Raw genomic sequence first — 17,090 nt, 5'->3', positions numbered from 1 at the left:
TATACGGCGCTTTCGAAGTTCGTCAACACCCTAAAACCGACTTTCTTCGAACCCCACCCCCGTCCAATCAACCCGGCCGGTGAAGGGCCGCGAAGAATAGCGACAGGAGAGGGATTTGGGAAGAGGCGGCGCGAAGAGATGCGAGAACGCCGGGTCGGCGTTCAGCCCGGAGGCCCGGCCTGGCCATTCCGGTTCTCGACCCAGCCCAGCAACAGCAGAACCGCCAGGGTCAGCAGGGTCGCTCCCACGGCCAGCACGTGGCTGTGCACGCCCGCAGCGATGCCGATCACCGCCACCATGAGCAGCGATGCCGCCGTCGTGATGCCGGACACCACATTCTCGCCCCGGTTCCGGAAGATCGTGCCGGCGCCAAGGAAGCCCACGGCCGCCACCATGGCCTCGATCAGGCGGATAGGGTCGATGCGCACGAGCTCCCGATAGGCTTCGGCCGAATAGCGCTGCGCCAGAAGGTCCACCAACCCCACCAGCAGCGCCGCGGCGCCCGCCACCAACATGTGCGTGCGAAATCCCGCCGGCCGGTTCTTCATCTCGCGCTCGAAGCCAATCGCCCCACCCAGCAGCATCGCGTAGGCGGTGGTGCCGAGCACCTGCAGCTGCAGCTGCCAGTTGTCCAGGATGCCGTCCATGCCACGCTCCGCTTGGAATGCCGAATCAGGCCGGGATCAGGCGCACTCGGGCGAAGTTGCGCTTGCCAACCTGCAGCACGCCCTCAAAACCCGGCGTGAACAGCCGCTGCGCATCCTCGAACACCTCGGCGTCGACCTTTACCGCCCGCTCCTTGAGCTTGCGCGAAGCCTCCGAATTGCTGCCGGCGAGGCCGGCGGCGGTCAGCAAGGCCGCGATCCGCAGCCCCTCTGCAGGCACCGCGATCTCGGCCAGCGGAAGCAGCGACGTGTCGCCCTCGCCGCGCACGACCGCATGCCATCCCGCGATCGCCGTTTCCGCAGCGGTCGCGCCATGGAAGCGGGCGGCGAGCTCTCGCGCCAGGCGCAGCTTCGCATCCCGCGGATTGAGCGCGCCCGACGCGATGTCGGCTTTCATGCGCGCCAGCTCTGCCAGCGACACCTCGAAGCTGAGCAGTTCGAACCAGCGCCACATCAGCTCGTCGCCGATCTTGAGCGTCTTGGTGACGATGTCGATCGCCGGCTCGTTGATGCCGATGTAGTTGCCCAGCGACTTGGACATCTTGTTGACGCCGTCCAGGCCCTCGAGCAGCGGCATCGTCAGCACGATCTGCGGCGGCTGGCCAAAATGCTCCTGCAGCCCGCGCCCCATCAGCAGGTTGAACTTCTGGTCGGTGCCGCCGAGCTCGACGTCGGCCTTGAGCGCCACCGAGTCATAGCCCTGCACCAGCGGATAGAGGAATTCGTGGATGGCGATCGGCTGCTGCCCGGCGTACCGCTTGGCGAAGTCGTCGCGCTCGAGCATGCGCGCCACGGTGTGCTGCGCCGCCAGCTTGATCATGTCGGCAGCCGACATCTGGCTGAACCACTCGGAGTTGAAACGCACCTCGGTGCGCTCCTTGTCCAACACCTTAAACACCTGGTCGGCATAGGTCTGCGCGTTCGCCAGGACGTCCTCGCGGGTCAGCGGCTTGCGGGTGGCGTTCTTGCCGGTCGGGTCGCCGATCATCCCGGTGAAGTCACCGATCAGGAAGATCACCTGGTGGCCCAGGTCCTGGAACTGCCGCATCTTGTTGAGCAGCACCGTATGGCCGATGTGCAGGTCCGGCGCGGTCGGGTCGAAGCCGGCCTTGATGCGCAGCGGGCGGCCCAGGGCCAGGCGGGCAGCCAGCTCCTCGGGCTTGAGGATCTCTTCGGCGCCACGGGCGATGGTTTCGAGGGCGTGCTTCAGGTCGGACATGAACGTATCGGGGCTCGTATTCAGGGCCAGGGCTCCGGCAAGGGCCTCGGCGTTAAACGCAGGTTAATAGAAAGTTAAAGTGCGGAGGGCAAAAAAACCAGATGCGACAAGGGTTTGACGCAACTATTTCGCTCTGGTTATCGTACCGCGACTTTGAGCCCACGCGGGGAAGATCCCTTTGCATCACCACGAATCCTCCCCCCTCGGCCGCTGGTCGCGTGAGCACTGGGTGCTGGCCAGCCTCTTCGCCTTCCTCGCACTGTTGATCGTCACCATCGTTCCCGGCTTCGCCAGCGCCATGCGCAGCGCGAGCGCGAACGACCGCGCGACGCTCAGCCTGCCGCTGCCGCCCTTGGTCGGCAAGGCCGCCCAGGCCGCCGGCAGCAGCGCCTGGCAGGTCGTGCGCGTGCAGAGCGGCCAGACCCTGGGCGCCGTGTTCGAACAGATGGGCGTTCCGGCCTCGGTGATGCACCGCGTGCTCGAGCAGCCCAGCGCCCGCACGCTTTCGCGGCTGCGCGCCGGTGCCGAGATCGCCTTCGACCTGGGCAACGACGGCCAGCTGCGCGGCCTGCGCTTCGAGCGCGACGAGGCCAGCCGCGTCGAGCTCACCCTCGCCGGCGACAAGATCAAGGAAAACGTGATCGAACGGCCGCTCGAGCGCCGCGTGATGGTCGCCAGCGGCGAGATCACCAGCTCGCTGTACGCCGCCGGTGCCAAGGCAGGCCTGAGCAACGCCGCCATCAACCAGATGGCCAACGCCTTCTCCTACGACATCGACTTCACCCAGGACCTGCGCGACGGCGACCGTTTCCAGGTCGTGTACGAGGAAATCTGGCGCGACGGCGAGCGCCTGCGCAGCGGCGGCGTGGTCGCCGCCAGCTTCGTCAACCGCGGCAAGGAGTTCACCGCGCTGCGCTACCAGCGCAACGGCAAGGACGAGTACTTCGACCTCAGCGGCCGTCCGCTGAAGAAGAGCTTCATGCGCATGCCGATCGAGTTCGCGCGCATCAGCTCGCGCTTCAACCCCAACCGTCGCCACCCGGTGCTGGGCACCGTGCGTGCGCACAAGGGCGTGGACTATGCCGCCGGCACCGGCACGCCGATCATGGCGGCGGGCGACGCCCGCGTCAGCTTCGTCGGCTGGCAGAACGGCTACGGCCGCACTGTCGTGCTCGACCATGGCAATGGCACCACCACGCTGTACGGCCACATGTCCCGGTTCGGCAAGTTCAAGACCGGCAGCCGCGTTTCGCAGGGCGCCACCATCGGCTACGTCGGCATGACCGGCCTCGCCAGCGGTCCGCACCTGCACTACGAATTCCGCGTCAAGGGCGTGCACCGCGACCCGCTGACGGTGACCATGCCCAAGCCCGATCCGCTGGCCGGCGCCGAACTGGCCCGCTTCCGCGCGGCGACCGCGCCGGCGATGGCGCAGCTCAAGCGCGTGGAGGGCGTGCGCCTCGCCGCACGCTGACCGCATGGCGGTCGATCCGCAGCCCGTGAACGACCTGCCCGCCGGCTCCGGCGGGCTTTTTCTTGGCCTGATCTCTGGCACCAGCGTTGACGGCATCGACACCGCCCTGGTCGCCTTCGATCCGGCGCCGCGCCTGGTGTTTGGCCGCACCTATCCGCTGCCTCCGGAACTGGCCGGCGAAGTCCTGCGGCTGTCGCAGGCGGACGCACTGATCAACCTCGATGCCGTCGGTCGCCTGGACACCCGCATCGGCCAGGCCTTCGCCGCGGCGGCAATGCAGGCGCTGCGCGACAGCGGCACGCCGGCGGCCGCGGTGGCCGCGATCGGTTCGCATGGCCAGACCCTGCGCCACGACCCGCGCGGCGCCGCCCCCTTCACCCAGCAGCTGGGCGATGCCAACGTCATCGCCGAAGCCACCGGCATCGCCACGGTCGCCGATTTCCGACGGCGCGACGTCGCCGCCGGCGGCCAGGGCGCACCACTGATGCCGGCCTTCCACGCCGCGGTGCTGCGCTCGCCGGCCGAAGACCGCGCGATCCTCAACCTCGGCGGCATCGCCAACCTGACCCTGCTGCCGCGCGAAGGCGAGGTGCGCGGGTTCGACACTGGCCCGGCCAACGGACTGATGGATGCCTGGTGCGCGCTGCACACCGGCCAGCCCTACGACCGCGACGCAACGTTCGGACGCGCGGGCAGCGTCGATGACGCGCTCCTGGCGCGCCTGCTCGCGGAACCCTGGTTCAGCGAGCCACCCCCCAAAAGCACCGGCCGCGACCAGTTCCAGCTGCAGTGGCTCCAGGATCGCCTGGGCGACAGCGCCCTGGCGCCCGCCGACGTGCAGGCCACGCTCTGCGAACTCACCGCCGCCACCGTCGCCCGCGCCCTGCTCGAGACGCAGCCGGCCACGCAGCGGGTGCTCGGCTGCGGCGGTGGCGTGCACAACCCGCTGCTGATGTCGCGGCTCGCCGCGCGCCTGCCCGGCCTGGCGGTCGCCAGCACGGCCAGCGTCGGCCTGGATCCGGATTTCATCGAAGCGGCGGGTTTCGCCTGGCTGGCGCGGGAAACGCTGGCGGGCCGCCCCGGCAACCTGCCCTCGGTGACGGGCGCGCGCGGTCCACGCGTGCTGGGCGCCATCCACGCCTCCTGATCACTGCCCGGGCAGCTTGTTGCCCTTCTCGTCGAGCAGATAGGCCGGCGCATCGTCCGGCAGGCTGTTGAGTGCCGCCATGGCTTCCTGGAAGGCGCGGCTCTCGTCGTCATTCCAGGCGCCGGTGAGGCGCGCGATATCCCCCGGGATCGGCGCCGGCTCCGGCTCGGCCAAGCCGAGCGCCTGCTTCACCAGCAGGAGGATGACGTCGTTCAAGGGCCAGCCCTTCTGCCGCGCGATCTCCTTGATGCGCTCGGCCACACGCTCGTCGATGTCGCGCAACAGGAAGTCGGCCATGGCCTCGAACCTCGGGGGGGTTCCAGCATAAGGCCAGTTGGCCCCAGTGCAACCCTCAGGCGGCCACCGGCCCCGGGCGACTGTCGACCGTGTCGATCTCGCGCCGCAGCCACCAGACCATGAACAGGCTCGGCGCGCCGACCACCAGCGACACGAGGAAGAACTGCGGCCAGCCGAACTGGTCGGCCACCACGCCGGCCACCGGGCCGATGAATACGCGCCCCAGGGATGCGAAGGCCGACAACAGCGCGAAATGGGTCGCGCTGAAGCGCAGGTTGCACAGCCCCATCAGCAACGCGACCAAGGCGGCCGTGCCCATGCCGCCGCTGAGGTTGTCGATCGAGATGGCCGCAAGCAGCAGCCCATCCATCGGCGTCGGATCGGCGAGCGCGACGATGCCCAGGTTGAAGGCCGGCACCATCAGCACGCCCCACGCGCCCTTGCCGAGCACCGAAAGCGCGTAGAAGCCCAGGTTCGAGACCAGCTGCAGCACGCCGAAGGCCATCAGGGCGGTGCGCAGGCGCACGCGCATCATCACCGCGCCGCCGATCAGCGCTCCCGCGATCGTCATCAGCAGCCCCACGGACTTGTTGGCCAGTCCGACCTCGAGCTGTTCGAAGCCGACCCCGCGGATCAGGAAGGCCGTGCCCAGGCTCATCGCGAACGCATCCCCGACTTTGTAGAGCACGATCAGGCCGAGGAAAGCCCAGGCGCCCGGACTGGCGAAGTAGCTCGTCAGCGCCTTGAGCAGCGTGTCGAAACCGACGCGTCGCGCGAGGTACAGGCCGAGCGCGATCGCCAGGCCGGTCCGCACGACCAGGAACACCAGCCGGAGCCAGGGATGGGTGCTCTCGAGATCGAAGCCGGCCAGCTGCAGCAGCCAGCCGCCGATGAAATAGCCCGCCACCACGCCCGCCAGCATCGCCGCGAAGCCGAACAGCTCGCGCGTCGCTGATGTGGCGAGCGGCTTGATGTCGCTGCGCACGGAAGGCAGCGCCAGCAGCGAAAACACCGCACAGCCTCCCATCACCATCGCCATGACGCGATAGACCTGGGGCCAGCTGCCCCACTGCTGCGCCCAGACCAAGGCGATGCCGCCGGAGATGACCATCGCGCTGCGATAGCCCAGCACCGACAGCGACGCGCCGAGACCGCGCTCCGCCGGCAGCAGCACGTCGGTGCGGTAAGCGTCCACGACGACGTCGTGCGATGCCGACAGGAACGCGGCGGCGACCGCAACCAGCGCGAAGAACGGCAGCTGGCTGATCGGCGGCACTTCGGCCATCAGCAGCAGCGCGCCGCCGATGGCCAGCTGGGTGACCACGATCCAGCCGCGCCGGCGCCCCAGCCACGGCAGTTCGAAGCGGTCGAGCAGCGGCGCCCAGAGGAACTTGCAGGTATAGGGGATGCCGATCAGCGTGAGGAATCCGAGCGTGGTCAGGTCGAGGCCTTCGACCGTCAGCCAGGTCTGCAACGCACCACCGACCAGGGCGAGCGGCAGTCCGGACGCGAAGCCCAGGACCACCACCGCCAGGAAACGGTGCCAACGTCCCAGCCGCGTCGCCATCGGGCCGGTGCCGGGGACGACCGCTTCGCTCACAGGTAGTCCACCACGTAGGGCGCGTGGTCGGAGAAGCGCGGCGTCGGGTGGATCGCACAGGACTTCAGCCGCTCACGCAGCGAGGGCGTAACCACCTGGTAGTCGATGCGCCAGCCGACGTCCTTGGCGCGCGCGGCGCCACGCTGGCTCCACCAGGTGTAGTCCTCGCCCTCGGGCTTGAGGTGCCGGTAGCTGTCCACCCAGCCGCGTTCGAGGAACAGCGTGTCGAGCCAGGCCCGCTCTTCGGGCAGGCAGCCGGAGTTCTTCTGGTTCGAGGTCCAGTTCCTGATGTCCTTGCGCGTGTGCACGATGTTCCAGTCGCCGCAGATGACGTAGTCGCGGCCGCTCTTGAGCCACTGGTCGAAGATCGGCGTGATCCAGTCGATGCAGCGGAACTTGAACTGCTGGCGCACGTCGCCCGACGAGCCCGACGGAAAATACAGCGAGACCACACTGAGGTTGCCGAAGCGGGCCTCGAGGTAACGGCCCTCTTCGTCGAACTCGTCCCAGCCCAACGCCGTGCGAACCTCGTCGGGTTCGCGCCGCGTGTAGATGCCGACGCCGCTGTAGCCCTTCTTGGTGGTGGCGTCGCGGAAATATGCGGTGTAGCCGGCCGGCAGCATTTCCGGGACGCGCAGCTGGTGCTCCTGGGCCTTGGTCTCCTGCACGCACACGAAATCGGCCTGCTGGGCCGGCAGCCAGTCGAAGAAACCCTTGGTGGCGGCGGAGCGCAGCCCGTTGGCGTTGAAGCTGATGATTCTCACGGCGCGTGGTCCGGCGGTTCTGGATGACGAAGGTTAGCCGAAACCGACCTGCCGGCGCGGCCGCTGCTGTTGCACAATTACCTTTTCCGCCGCCGGGACACGCCATGAAACCCCACCAGAGCCGTTTCCTCGACCTGGCGCTGGCGCGCCGCGTGCTGCGCTTCGGCGAATTCAGCCTCAAATCGGGCCGCACCAGTCCGTATTTCTTCAATGCCGGGCTGTTCGACTCCGGCGCCGCGCTCGACACCCTGGGCGGGTGTTACGCCGACGCGCTGGAGCAGTCCGGGCTGGCCTTCGACATGCTGTTCGGGCCGGCCTACAAGGGCATCCCGCTGGCGACTGCGCTGGCGGTGGCCCTGGCGCGCCGGGGCCGCGACCTTCCGGTCGCCTTCAACCGCAAGGAAGCCAAAACCCACGGCGAGGGCGGCCTGCTGATCGGCGCACCGGTGGCCGGGCGGGTGCTGATCGTCGACGACGTGATCACCGCCGGCACCGCCATCCGCGAATCCATCCAGACCATCCGCGCCGCGGGCGGCGAGCCCTGCGGGGTGCTGATCGCCCTGGACCGGCAGGAGCGTGGCCAGGCCGGCCACCGTTCGGCGGCCCAGGAAGTGACGGCCGAGTTCGGCCTGCCGGTGCACGCCATCGCCGGCCTGGACGAGCTGCTGGCCCATGCCGACGAACGGCCGGAGATCGCCACGCACAAGGCCGCGCTGCTGGCGTATCGTGCGCAATATGGCAGCCAGGCCGACTGACCGGAGTCACCCCGTGGTCCGCAAACTTCTCAGCTTCGCCGTGATCTCCGCCGTGCTGGCCGCAGGCCTGGCCGGCGCCCAGGACAAACCCAAGAAGCTCTACCGCTGGGTGGACAAGGACGGCAAGGTCCAGTTCAGCGACACCCTGCCGGCCGAGGCCGTGGACCAGGCGCGCACCGAGATCAATGCCAAGAGCGGCATGGCCACCGCCCAGGTGGAGCGTGCCTTGACCGCCGAGGAGCGCGTCGCGAAGGAAAAGGCGGATGCCGAACGAGCCCTCGCCGAAAAGGACGCCGAACAGGCCCGCATGACCGAAGAGGCGATGATCGCCTCGTTCCAGACCGAGGAGGATCTCAAACGTTCCTTCCAGGTCCGGGTCGAACTGATGCAGCAGACTCTGGATGCGATCGAAGCCGGCATCGGCAGCCAGCGCGCCAGCCTGAGCGCCCTGCTGGGACAGGCGGCGGAAGCCGAACTCGCCGGCCAGCCCGTCATGTCCAAGCAGACCACCACCATCCAGGAACTGCACTCGGAGATGGTGAAGCAGCAGCAGATGCTGGTGCTCAAGCAGGGCGAGCTGGAGCACCTGGACCAGGAGCTGGTCCGCCTGATCGAGCGCTTCCGCGAGCTCAAGGCGCCGCGGTCCGGAAGTGCGCCCGCCGCCACGCCGGCTGAACCCGCCGCCGAAACCGGAGCCGACGCCCCGGCCGGCTGATTCAGAACGGCAGGGCCAGCCCCGGATCGACCGCCAGCAGCTGCCGGCGGAAGGTTTCCTTGATGCGCTCCAGCGCCGCGGTGTCCTTGGCGTCGAAGCGCAGCACCAGCACCGGCGTGGTGTTGGACGCACGCACCAGGCCCCAGCCGTCCGGCCAGTCGGCGCGCAGGCCGTCGATGGTGGCGATGCGCGCCCCTTCGAACTTCGCCTCGGCCAGGAACTTCTCGATGAAGGCGTACTGCTGGCCTTCCTCGACCTGGATCTTGAGCTCGGGCGTGGACACGCCCTTGGGCAGGGTGTCGAACACTTCCTGCGGCGTCTCGCCGCGGCTGGACAGGATCTCCAGCAGGCGCGCGGCCGCGTAGATGCCGTCGTCGAACCCGTACCAGCGCTCGCGGAAGAAGAAATGGCCGCTCATCTCGCCGGCCAGTTCGGCCTCGGTCTCGCGCATCTTGGCCTTGATCAGCGAATGCCCGGTCTTCCACATCAGCGGGCTGCCGCCGTGGCGCAGGATGTGCATGGACAGGTGGCCCGTGCACTTGACGTCGTAGATGACGCAGGCGCCCGGGTTGCGCTCGAGCACGTCGGCCGCGAACAGCATCAGCAGTCGGTCGGGATAGATCATCTCGCCCGACTTGGTGACCACGCCCAAGCGGTCGCCGTCGCCGTCGAAGGCCAGGCCCAGGTCGGCGTCCACGCGCTTCACGACGTTGATCAGGTCCTGCAGGTTGTGCGGGTCGCTGGGGTCGGGATGGTGGTGCGGGAAGGTGCCATCCACTTCGCAGAACAGCGGTTCGACGTCGGCGCCGATCGCTTCGAGCAGGCGCGGCGCGATCGCGCCGGCGATGCCGCTGCCGCAGTCGACCACCACGCGCAGCTTGCGTTCGATCTGGATGTCGCCGGCGATGCGCTGGATGTAGTCGTCGGAGATGTCGCGGCGGCTCACCAGGCCCTGGCTGTCGGCGGTATGCAGGCGGTTTTCGGCGATGCGTTCGTACAGCTTCTGGATCGCGTCGCCGGCCAGGGTCTCGCCTTCGATCACGATCTTGAAACCGTTGTAGTCGGGCGGGTTGTGGCTGCCGGTCACTGAAACGCAGGATCCGGCGCGCAGGTGGTAGGCGCCGAAGTACACAACCGGCGTCGGCGCCTCGCCGATGTCGATGACCTCGCGGCCGGCGCGGCGCAGGCCGTCGATCAGGGCCTCCGCCATCTGCGGCGACGACAGGCGGCCGTCGCGGCCGACCACGATGCTGCGCGCGTCCTGCTGCTGCATGACGGTGCCGATGGCCTGGCCGATCAGGCGGGCCGTCTCGGTGTCGAGCGTCTTGCCGACGACGCCCCGGATGTCGTACGCGCGGAAGATGCTGCGGTCCAGCGCGGCACGCGGCGCGGGCGGCGGGCTCGCGGGCCGGTTGCCCGGCGCGGGGGCCGCCGGTTCCAGAGCCCCGGCCTCCTTGAGCTGCGCCAGCGTAGGCTGGTCCTGCTCCTCGTCGGCACCGCCCTTGCGCTGGATGCGCAGCCCCTTCAGGCGTGGCAGCAGCATCAGCACGAGGCCGATGAAACCGGCCAGCGCCGCCAGCAGATAGTTGGTGCCGGCACCGAGCCCCGAATCTCCCGCGGGCACCGCCGCGACCACCCGGAGCTGGGTGTCGGGAATGGTGACCGCACCCACTTCCGCCATCTTCGACAGCTCGGCGTCTCCCTGCTCGAGCACCGTGTGCTGCCCCTGACGCAGGGCGAGATAGCCCCCCTCCAGCGCCGCGGTCTGCAGCGGCTCGACCAGGGCCGAAAGCGGCATCCGCACATAGACCAGGGTCAGCACCTTGCCGTCCTCGATCACCGGGGCCGCCAGCCCCAGTCGCGGGCCGCCGGCGTCCTTGACCACCGCCGCCTGGGTCCCGTTCTGCTGCAGCGCCAGCTCGAGGATGCGCAGCTTGCCGAAGCCGAAGGCCTGCGGATCGGCGTAGGCGGCCTCCAGGTCGGCGGCGTGCCACTCGACGGCCTCCACCCCGGACCAGCCTTCGGTGATCAGGTCGTTCGCGGCCTGGGTGTCGCCGCGGCCCAGCGCGGTCGCCAGCGCGATCCGGGACCGCGTGGCATCCAGCCGGTCGCTGGCGGCCTGGAGCCGCTCGCCCAGCTTGGCCGCGACGTCCGCGCGCACCCGCCCGGCTTCATCGCCCAGGGATTCGACCTTCGAGGCCTGGACGCCCCGCCAACCGAACCAGCCTGCCGCCAGCAGGACCAGCAAGGCCAGGATCACGTTGGGTTTGACCGACTTGAGCACGCCAGCTGCCGATGATTTCATGCTTCCCCCTGGTTCCGGAACGTCCTGGCCGTTCCGTCAGCGCACGCCGGTGTGGCCGAAGCCACCTTCGCCGCGCGCGCTGCGTTCGAATTGGTCCACCTGGTGGAACACCGCCCGCACGACGGGCAGAAACACCAGCTGGGCGACGCGATCCCCCGGCGTGATGGTGACCGGTAAGCGGCCGCGATTCCAGAGGCTGACCATCAGCGGGCCCTGATAGTCGGCGTCGATCAGCCCGACCAGGTTGCCCATCACCAGCCCCTGTTTGTGGCCCAGGCCCGAGCGCGGCAGGATCACCGCGCATACACCGGGGTCGCCGATGTGGATGGCCATGCCGGTCGGCACCAGTTGGGCGTCGCCGGGCGCCAGCTCGATGGCCTGGTCGATCATGGCCCGCAGGTCCAGGCCGGCCGAGTGCGCGGTGGCGTATTCGGGCAGCGGAAAATCGCGGCCCAGGCGTTCGTCCAGGCAGCGGAACTCGACCTGCAGGCTCATCGCAGCGCCTCCAGGCGTTCCGCCACCAGGGAGAGCAGGTCGCGGGCAACGCGGGATTTGGGGCCGTGCGCGATGTCGTGGCGGCCGTCGCGCCAGAACACCGACAGAGCGTTGTCGTCGCATTCGAAACCCTGGCCGGCGCGGCCGACGTCGTTGGCGGCGATCAGGTCCAGGCCCTTGCGGTGCAGCTTGTCGCGGGCGTAAGCCTCCATGTCCTGGGTCTCGGCGGCGAAACCGACCACCAGGCGCGGGCGCTGCGGATGCGCGGCGACCTCGGCCAGGATGTCGGCCGTGCGTACCAGGGTTATGGCCAGGGTCTCCCCGGATTTTTTGATCTTCTGCGGCAGGGTTTCGGCCGGCGTGTAGTCGGCGACCGCGGCGGCACCCAGGTAGATGTCGTGGCCGGGCAGTTCCGCCAGCACGGCATCGCGCATCTGGGCGGCGCGGCGCACGTCGATGCGGCGCACGCCCGGCGGCGTCGGCAGCGAGACCGGACCGGCGACCAGGGTCACCTGCGCGCCCATCGCCCGGGCCGCGGCGGCGACGGCGAAGCCCATCTTTCCCGAGCTGCGGTTGCCGATGAAACGCACCGGGTCGATGTCCTCGAAGGTCGGGCCGGCGCTGACCAGCAGACGGCGGCCGGCCAGGCGCGGCGGCGGCGCGCCGGCGATCACCGCGGCGACGATCTGGGCGGGTTCGAGCAGGCGGCCGGCACCGACCTCGCCGCAGGCCTGGTCGCCGGTGGCGGGGCCGAGCACTTCGACGCCGCGCGCCACCAGGGTCGCGACATTGGTCTGGGTGGCAGGATGCGCCCACATCACCCGGTTCATCGCCGGCGCGACGGTGAGCGGCGCTTCGGTGGCCAGGCAGAGCGTGCTCAGCAGGTCGTTGGCGCGCCCCTGGGCCAGGCGGGCGAGCGTGTTGGCGCTGGCCGGGGCGATCAGCACGCGGGTGGCCCAGCGCGCGAGTTCGATATGGCCCATCGCGGCTTCGGCCGCCTCGTCCCAGAGCGAGCTGCGCACCGGGTGGCCCGACAGCGCCTGGAATGTGGTCGCACCGACGAAGTGCAGGGCCGACGCGGTCATCACCACCCGCACCTCGGCGCCGGCGTCCTGCAGCCGGCGCACCAGCTCGGCCGCCTTGTAGGCCGCGATGCCGCCGCTGACGCCCAGCAGGATGCGTTGTCCCTGGAGTTCGGCCACCTGTGCTTTCCCTACGTGATCGCGCGCCGCTAGCTTACCCGAAGCCTTCCGCGGCACCGATGCCCTCGGCGCGACGGCGGCGGCAATCTGCCTCCATGCAGATACGCGATTGGCCCGAAGGTGAGCGTCCCCGGGAGAAGCTCCTCGCCCTGGGCCCGCCGCGCCTGTCGGATGCCGAACTGCTGGCGCTGTTCCTAGGCTCGGGGCCGCGGGGCCAGACCGCGGTGGACCTGGGCCGTCAGCTGCTGGAGCGCTGCGGCGGACTGCGTGGCCTGCTCGATCGGCCCGCCGCCGATCTGGCGAGACTGCCGGGTCTGGGGCCCGCCCGGGCCAGCGCGCTGGCCGGTGCGCTGGAGCTCGGCACCCGGCACCTCGCGCAGCACCTGGCCCGCGGTGAGGCCCTGACCGAACCGGGCTTGGCCGGCGACTATCTGGCACGCCGGCTCCGGCCCCTGCCCTACGAGGTCTTCGCCTGCCTGTTCCTGGACACCCGGCACCGGGTGATCGCCTTCGAGGAACTGTTCCGCGGCACGCTCGACGGGGCCGAGGTGCATCCGCGCGAAGTCGTGCAGCGCTGCCTGGCGCACCACGCCGCGGCGGTGATCATCGGACACAACCACCCCAGCGGCAGCGCCGAGCCCAGCGCCGCCGACCGGGCGGTGACGGCCCGGCTCAAGCAGGCCCTGGCCCTGGTCGAGGTCAGGCTGCTGGACCACTTCATCATCGGCGACGGCCCGCCCTGTTCGATGGCCCGGCTGGGGGCGCTCTAGGCAGGTGGCTGGTCCCCGCCTGCCGCTGCGTATACTCCCCGGGCGGCAAGCCGCCGCAGCCAGGAGCGGGCGTGATCCTCGGGTACTCCAGCCTGTATGCCGCCGACGCCGCCGAGCGCGCGCTGCCGGATCCTTCTTCCGCGCGGCGCCTGCTGCTGGACCAGCGCCCCGACATCCCAGCCCGCATCGAAGCCATGGTCGACCGGGCCACTGCCGGGGCCGGCTCGCCGCAGCATGCCGACGCCGCGCTGCTTGGGCTGTGCCGGCTCGGCCTTCGCCACGGCGGCTTCGGTCAGGACCCGCACGACTACCACAACGAAGACCACGTGCTCGAACTCGGCGAGCGCCGGCTCGGGCAGGTGATGGACAGCCTGGGCGACAGCGGCCTGCCCGCCGCCGACTGGCTGGCCCTGCTGCTGTTCGCCGCCTGCCACGACCTGCGCCAGCGCGAGACCTTCGACGTGCCCGGGCCGGTCGGCGGCAACGAGGCGGCCAGCATCGCCGAGACCTTCCGCATCCTGGCCGCCTGCGGTTTCGACCCCGTGCGCGACCGCGACCTCTACGTCGCCCTGGAACTGATGATCGCCGGCAGCACCTTCGACGCCAGGCCGTTGCCGCATGCCGACAGCGGCGAGCTGGCCACCGCGGCCGGAGGCTCCCTGGCCCGCAGCCTGGGCCTGTGGCTGGACGGCGAGCGGCCGGAATGGCGCGCCGATGCCGCTGCCCGCCGCGGCGAACGCCTGGCCCGCCTGTCGGCCGACCTGGACACCGCCAACGTCGGCGAGGACTTCCTGCTGCTGGCCGGCAGCGCCCTGCGCCTGTGCCGCGAGCGCGAGCGCCGCTCCGGCCGGGCCCTGGACCGGGCCGCCAGCGCCCCGTCCTGCCTGGGCTTCCTGACCCGGGGCCAGACCCATTATTTTTTCGAGCTGCACCAGTTCTGCTCACGCGAGGGCGAGCGGGTGTTCGGGCCGGCCAAGGCGGCCAATGGCCCCCGGGTCCGCCGCGTCAGCCAGGGCCTGCTGCAGCGCTTCGAGGACCAGCCCCCCGCCAGCGGCCAGGCCGTGCTGGATGCCTTCCTGGCCCTGTGCCAGGCCGAAACGGGCGGAAGCGGCTGAGTCCCAGGCAAAAAAAGACCGGCCCGAAGGCCGGTCCTTGCCCCGGATCCCGATGCGAACACCGGGCCGACAATTGGGAGAGGAACACGATGTCTAGGCGTGTCGGAGGGCATTGTCCCCGGCCACGGTGACACCGGCGTGACAGCGCCCCCGCCCGCCCGCGCTAGAATAGGCAGTTCCCCTATGCGGAATTCGACCCCGTGAAAGAGCATCTTCGCGAACTGGTGGCGCAGTCCCTGCTGGACCTGCGGCGGCACGGCCGTCTGGCCCAGGACCTGGCGATGCCGGACTTCGTGATCGAACGCACCAAGTCGCGCGAGCACGGCGACTATGCGACCAACATCGCCCTGCTGCTGGCCAAGCCGGCCGGCATGAAGCCGCGCGAACTGGCCGACCTGCTGGTCGCCACCCTGCCCACCTCCCAGCACGTGGAGAAGGTGAGCATCGCCGGCCCCGGCTTCATCAACTTCACGCTGGCCCGCGGCTGCCGCCTAGGCACCGTGCGGCGCGTCTTCGAGCTGGGCAAGGATTACGGCCGCCAGCCTGCCGGCAGCCGCGAGTCGGTGACGGTGGAATTCGTCTCGGCCAACCCGAATGGACCGCTGCACGTCGGCCACGGCCGCGGTGCCGCCTACGGCGCCAGCGTCGCGGCCCTGCTCGACGCGGCCGGCCACAAGGTCCAGCGCGAGTACTACGTCAACGACGCCGGCCGCCAGATGGACATCCTGGCCGTGTCGGTGTGGCTGCGCTACCAGGAGCTGGGCGGCGTCAACGTGCGCTTCCCGGACAACGGCTACAAGGGCGAATACGTCGTCGACATCGCCCGCGCCCTGCGCGCCAAGGCGGGTGATTCGCTGCGCCGCGGCGCCATCGAGATCACCGACGGCCTGCCGGCCGACGAAGGCCAGGGCGGCGACAAGGAAACCCACGTCGACGCCCTGATCGCCCGCGCCAAGCAGCTGCTGGGCGAATCCGGCTACCGCAGCGTGTTCGAGGCCGGCCTGAACTGGTGCCTGGCCGACATCCGCGACGACCTCGCCGGCTTCGGCGTGCACCACGACAACTTCTTCTCCGAACGTTCGCTGATGACCGACGGCTACGTGGATCGCGCCATCGCGACCCTGCAGGCCAACGGCCACCTGTACGAACAGGAGGGCGCGCTCTGGTTCCGCGCCACCGACTTCGGCGACGACAAGGACCGCGTCGTGCGCCGCGAAAACGGCGTCACCACCTACTTCGCCTCCGACCTCGGCTACCTGCTGAGCAAGTTCGAGCGCGGCTTCGAGCGCGCGATCTACATCTTCGGCGCCGACCACCACGGCTACATCGCGCGCCTGAAGGCCGCGGCCAAGGGCCTGGGCCTGGATCCGTCGCGCATCGACGTCGAGCTGGTGCAGTTCGCCATCCTGTTCCGCGGCGGCGAGCGCGTGCAGATGTCCACGCGCGCCGGCAGCTTCGTCACCCTGCGCGAGCTGCGCGAGGAAGTGGGCACCGACGCGGCGCGTTTCTTCTACGTCATGCGCGGCAACGACCAGCACCTGGACTTCGACCTCGACCTGGCCAAGAGCCACAGCAAGGACAACCCGGTCTATTACGTGCAGTACGCCCACGCGCGCATCTGCCGTCTGTTCCGCACCCTGGCCGAGAAGCAGCTCAGCTACCACCGCAGCGCCGCCGAAGCCGCGCGCCAGCGCCTGGTGGAGCCGAAAGAGCTCGACCTGCTGGACGAACTGATGCGCTTCCCGGAGGCCATCGAGGCCGCCGCCGAAAAGCGCGCGCCGCAGGTGCTGGTGAACTACCTGCGCGAGACCGCCGCCGCGCTGCACGCCTTCTACGACGACCAGCCCATCCTCAGCGCCGAGGAAGACGTGCGCAACGCGCGCCTGGGCCTGGCCAAGGCCACCCAGCAGGTCCTGGCCAACGGCCTGGCCCTGCTCGGCGTGTCCGCCCCGGAGACCATGTAATGGCACGACGTTCCAACAAGAACCAGGCCCGCCGCAGCGGCGGCCAGGGCACTCCGGGCTGGGTCTGGCTGCTGGTCGGCCTGCTGATCGGCGCGGTGATCACGGTCGGCCTGCTGCTGCGTGGCCAGTGGAGCGAGGCCGGCAGCCTGCTGCCCAAGCCCAACCCCGAGGCGCGCGCGCCGGCCGCGTCCGAAGAGCCGGTGGCCCAGGACGCGCCGGAGCCGAAGAAGCCCAAGTACGAGTTCTACGACGTGCTGCGCGACAAGGAAGTCATCATTCCCGACGCCGAACTCAGCGCCCAGGCCCAGGCCGAAGCCGCCAAGCCGGCCGAAGAGACCGCGCCCGAGGCCGCCGACGGCCCGCGCTACCTGATCCAGGCCGGCGCCTTCCGCTCGTCCTCGGACGCCGAGGCGCTCAAGGCCCGCATCGCCCTGACCGGCGAAGTGGCCCGCGTGGAGTCGGCCGAGATCCAGGGCGGCACGATCTACCGCGTGCGCCTGGGGCCCTACCCCAATGCCAGTACACTGGCGGCGGCCAAGCAGGCGCTGGGCAGCCACGGCATCGACGCCGTGGCGATCCGCGCCCAGTAGCACCGGAACCGGA

At 69.9% G+C, this 17,090-nt stretch carries 16 protein-coding genes; 8 read left to right on the top strand and 8 right to left on the bottom strand.

What is annotated here, in order from left to right; all coding sequences use genetic code 11:
* Positions 1–161: 161 nt before the first annotated feature.
* Positions 162–647, bottom strand: a complete 486-nt coding sequence (locus tag E1B00_RS15425) for an MgtC/SapB family protein (protein ID WP_139450453.1) — start codon at positions 645–647, stop codon at positions 162–164.
* Between the two features lie 25 nt (positions 648–672).
* A complete protein-coding gene (gene tyrS, locus E1B00_RS15420) occupies positions 673–1,884 on the bottom strand; it encodes a tyrosine--tRNA ligase (protein WP_139450451.1) in 1,212 nt (403 codons plus the stop codon).
* 229 nt (positions 1,885–2,113) lie between these two features.
* Here tyrS and E1B00_RS15415 point away from each other — a divergent pair, with 229 nt between their 5' ends.
* Together E1B00_RS15415 and E1B00_RS15410 are read left to right on the top strand one after the other, a co-directional pair.
* Positions 2,114–3,358 (top strand): OapA family protein, encoded by a 1,245-nt coding sequence (locus E1B00_RS15415; RefSeq protein WP_246048759.1) that lies wholly within the window; start codon positions 2,114–2,116, stop codon positions 3,356–3,358.
* Positions 3,359–3,362: 4 nt separating this feature from the next.
* Entirely contained in the window at positions 3,363–4,505 is a 1,143-nt protein-coding gene (locus E1B00_RS15410; protein ID WP_139450447.1) for an anhydro-N-acetylmuramic acid kinase, read from the top strand.
* Here the strand turns inward: E1B00_RS15410 and E1B00_RS15405 are convergent, their stop codons facing one another.
* The 3 genes from E1B00_RS15405 to E1B00_RS15395 are packed head-to-tail and all read right to left on the bottom strand — an operon-like array spanning position 4,506 to position 7,166.
* Positions 4,506–4,802, bottom strand: coding sequence for a hypothetical protein (locus E1B00_RS15405; protein WP_139450445.1), 297 nt, complete (start codon positions 4,800–4,802; stop codon positions 4,506–4,508).
* A gap of 55 nt (positions 4,803–4,857) precedes the next feature.
* A complete protein-coding gene (locus E1B00_RS15400; RefSeq protein ID WP_246048755.1) occupies positions 4,858–6,402 on the bottom strand; it encodes an AmpG family muropeptide MFS transporter in 1,545 nt (514 codons plus the stop codon).
* Positions 6,399–7,166, bottom strand: coding sequence for an exodeoxyribonuclease III (locus E1B00_RS15395; protein ID WP_139450444.1), 768 nt, complete (start codon positions 7,164–7,166; stop codon positions 6,399–6,401). The genes E1B00_RS15400 and E1B00_RS15395 overlap by 4 nt, the downstream gene beginning before the upstream one ends.
* Before the next feature lie 104 nt (positions 7,167–7,270).
* Between E1B00_RS15395 and pyrE the strand changes: the two genes are divergently transcribed.
* Together pyrE and E1B00_RS15385 are read left to right on the top strand one after the other, a co-directional pair.
* On the top strand, positions 7,271–7,921 hold the full coding sequence (pyrE, locus tag E1B00_RS15390; protein ID WP_139450441.1) for an orotate phosphoribosyltransferase: 651 nt from the start codon (positions 7,271–7,273) through the stop codon (positions 7,919–7,921).
* Between the two features lie 13 nt (positions 7,922–7,934).
* On the top strand, positions 7,935–8,636 hold the full coding sequence (locus tag E1B00_RS15385) for a DUF4124 domain-containing protein (protein ID WP_176693293.1): 702 nt from the start codon (positions 7,935–7,937) through the stop codon (positions 8,634–8,636).
* 1 nt (position 8,637) lies between these two features.
* Here the strand turns inward: E1B00_RS15385 and E1B00_RS15380 are convergent, their stop codons facing one another.
* The 3 genes from E1B00_RS15380 to coaBC are packed head-to-tail and all read right to left on the bottom strand — an operon-like array spanning position 8,638 to position 12,638.
* Positions 8,638–10,941, bottom strand: a complete 2,304-nt coding sequence (locus E1B00_RS15380; protein WP_139450436.1) for a phosphomannomutase/phosphoglucomutase — start codon at positions 10,939–10,941, stop codon at positions 8,638–8,640.
* Between the two features lie 36 nt (positions 10,942–10,977).
* Positions 10,978–11,436, bottom strand: a complete 459-nt coding sequence (gene dut, locus E1B00_RS15375; protein ID WP_139450434.1) for a dUTP diphosphatase — start codon at positions 11,434–11,436, stop codon at positions 10,978–10,980.
* A complete protein-coding gene (gene coaBC / locus E1B00_RS15370) occupies positions 11,433–12,638 on the bottom strand; it encodes a bifunctional phosphopantothenoylcysteine decarboxylase/phosphopantothenate--cysteine ligase CoaBC (protein ID WP_139450432.1) in 1,206 nt (401 codons plus the stop codon). The genes dut and coaBC overlap by 4 nt, the downstream gene beginning before the upstream one ends.
* A 95-nt stretch (positions 12,639–12,733) precedes the next feature.
* Between coaBC and radC the strand changes: the two genes are divergently transcribed.
* The 4 genes from radC to E1B00_RS15350 all read left to right on the top strand — a co-directional run bounded on the left by radC (position 12,734) and on the right by E1B00_RS15350 (position 17,077).
* Positions 12,734–13,408, top strand: a complete 675-nt coding sequence (radC, locus tag E1B00_RS15365) for a RadC family protein (protein ID WP_139450430.1) — start codon at positions 12,734–12,736, stop codon at positions 13,406–13,408.
* 71 nt (positions 13,409–13,479) lie between these two features.
* A complete protein-coding gene (locus E1B00_RS15360; RefSeq protein WP_139450428.1) occupies positions 13,480–14,523 on the top strand; it encodes a hypothetical protein in 1,044 nt (347 codons plus the stop codon).
* 200 nt (positions 14,524–14,723) lie between these two features.
* Positions 14,724–16,487 (top strand): arginine--tRNA ligase, encoded by a 1,764-nt coding sequence (argS, locus tag E1B00_RS15355; RefSeq protein WP_139450426.1) that lies wholly within the window; start codon positions 14,724–14,726, stop codon positions 16,485–16,487.
* Positions 16,487–17,077 carry an SPOR domain-containing protein gene (locus E1B00_RS15350; RefSeq protein WP_139450424.1) on the top strand — a complete coding sequence of 197 codons (591 nt, stop codon included), beginning with the start codon at positions 16,487–16,489 and terminating at the stop codon, positions 17,075–17,077. The genes argS and E1B00_RS15350 overlap by 1 nt, the downstream gene beginning before the upstream one ends.
* Positions 17,078–17,090: the final 13 nt, after the last annotated feature.

Source organism: Arenimonas terrae (assembly GCF_006265115.1).
Classification (GTDB): Bacteria; Pseudomonadota; Gammaproteobacteria; order Xanthomonadales; family Xanthomonadaceae; genus Arenimonas; species Arenimonas terrae.
Note: the sequence above shows the minus strand (reverse complement) of the source record. Positions and strands in the feature narration are given on the sequence as shown.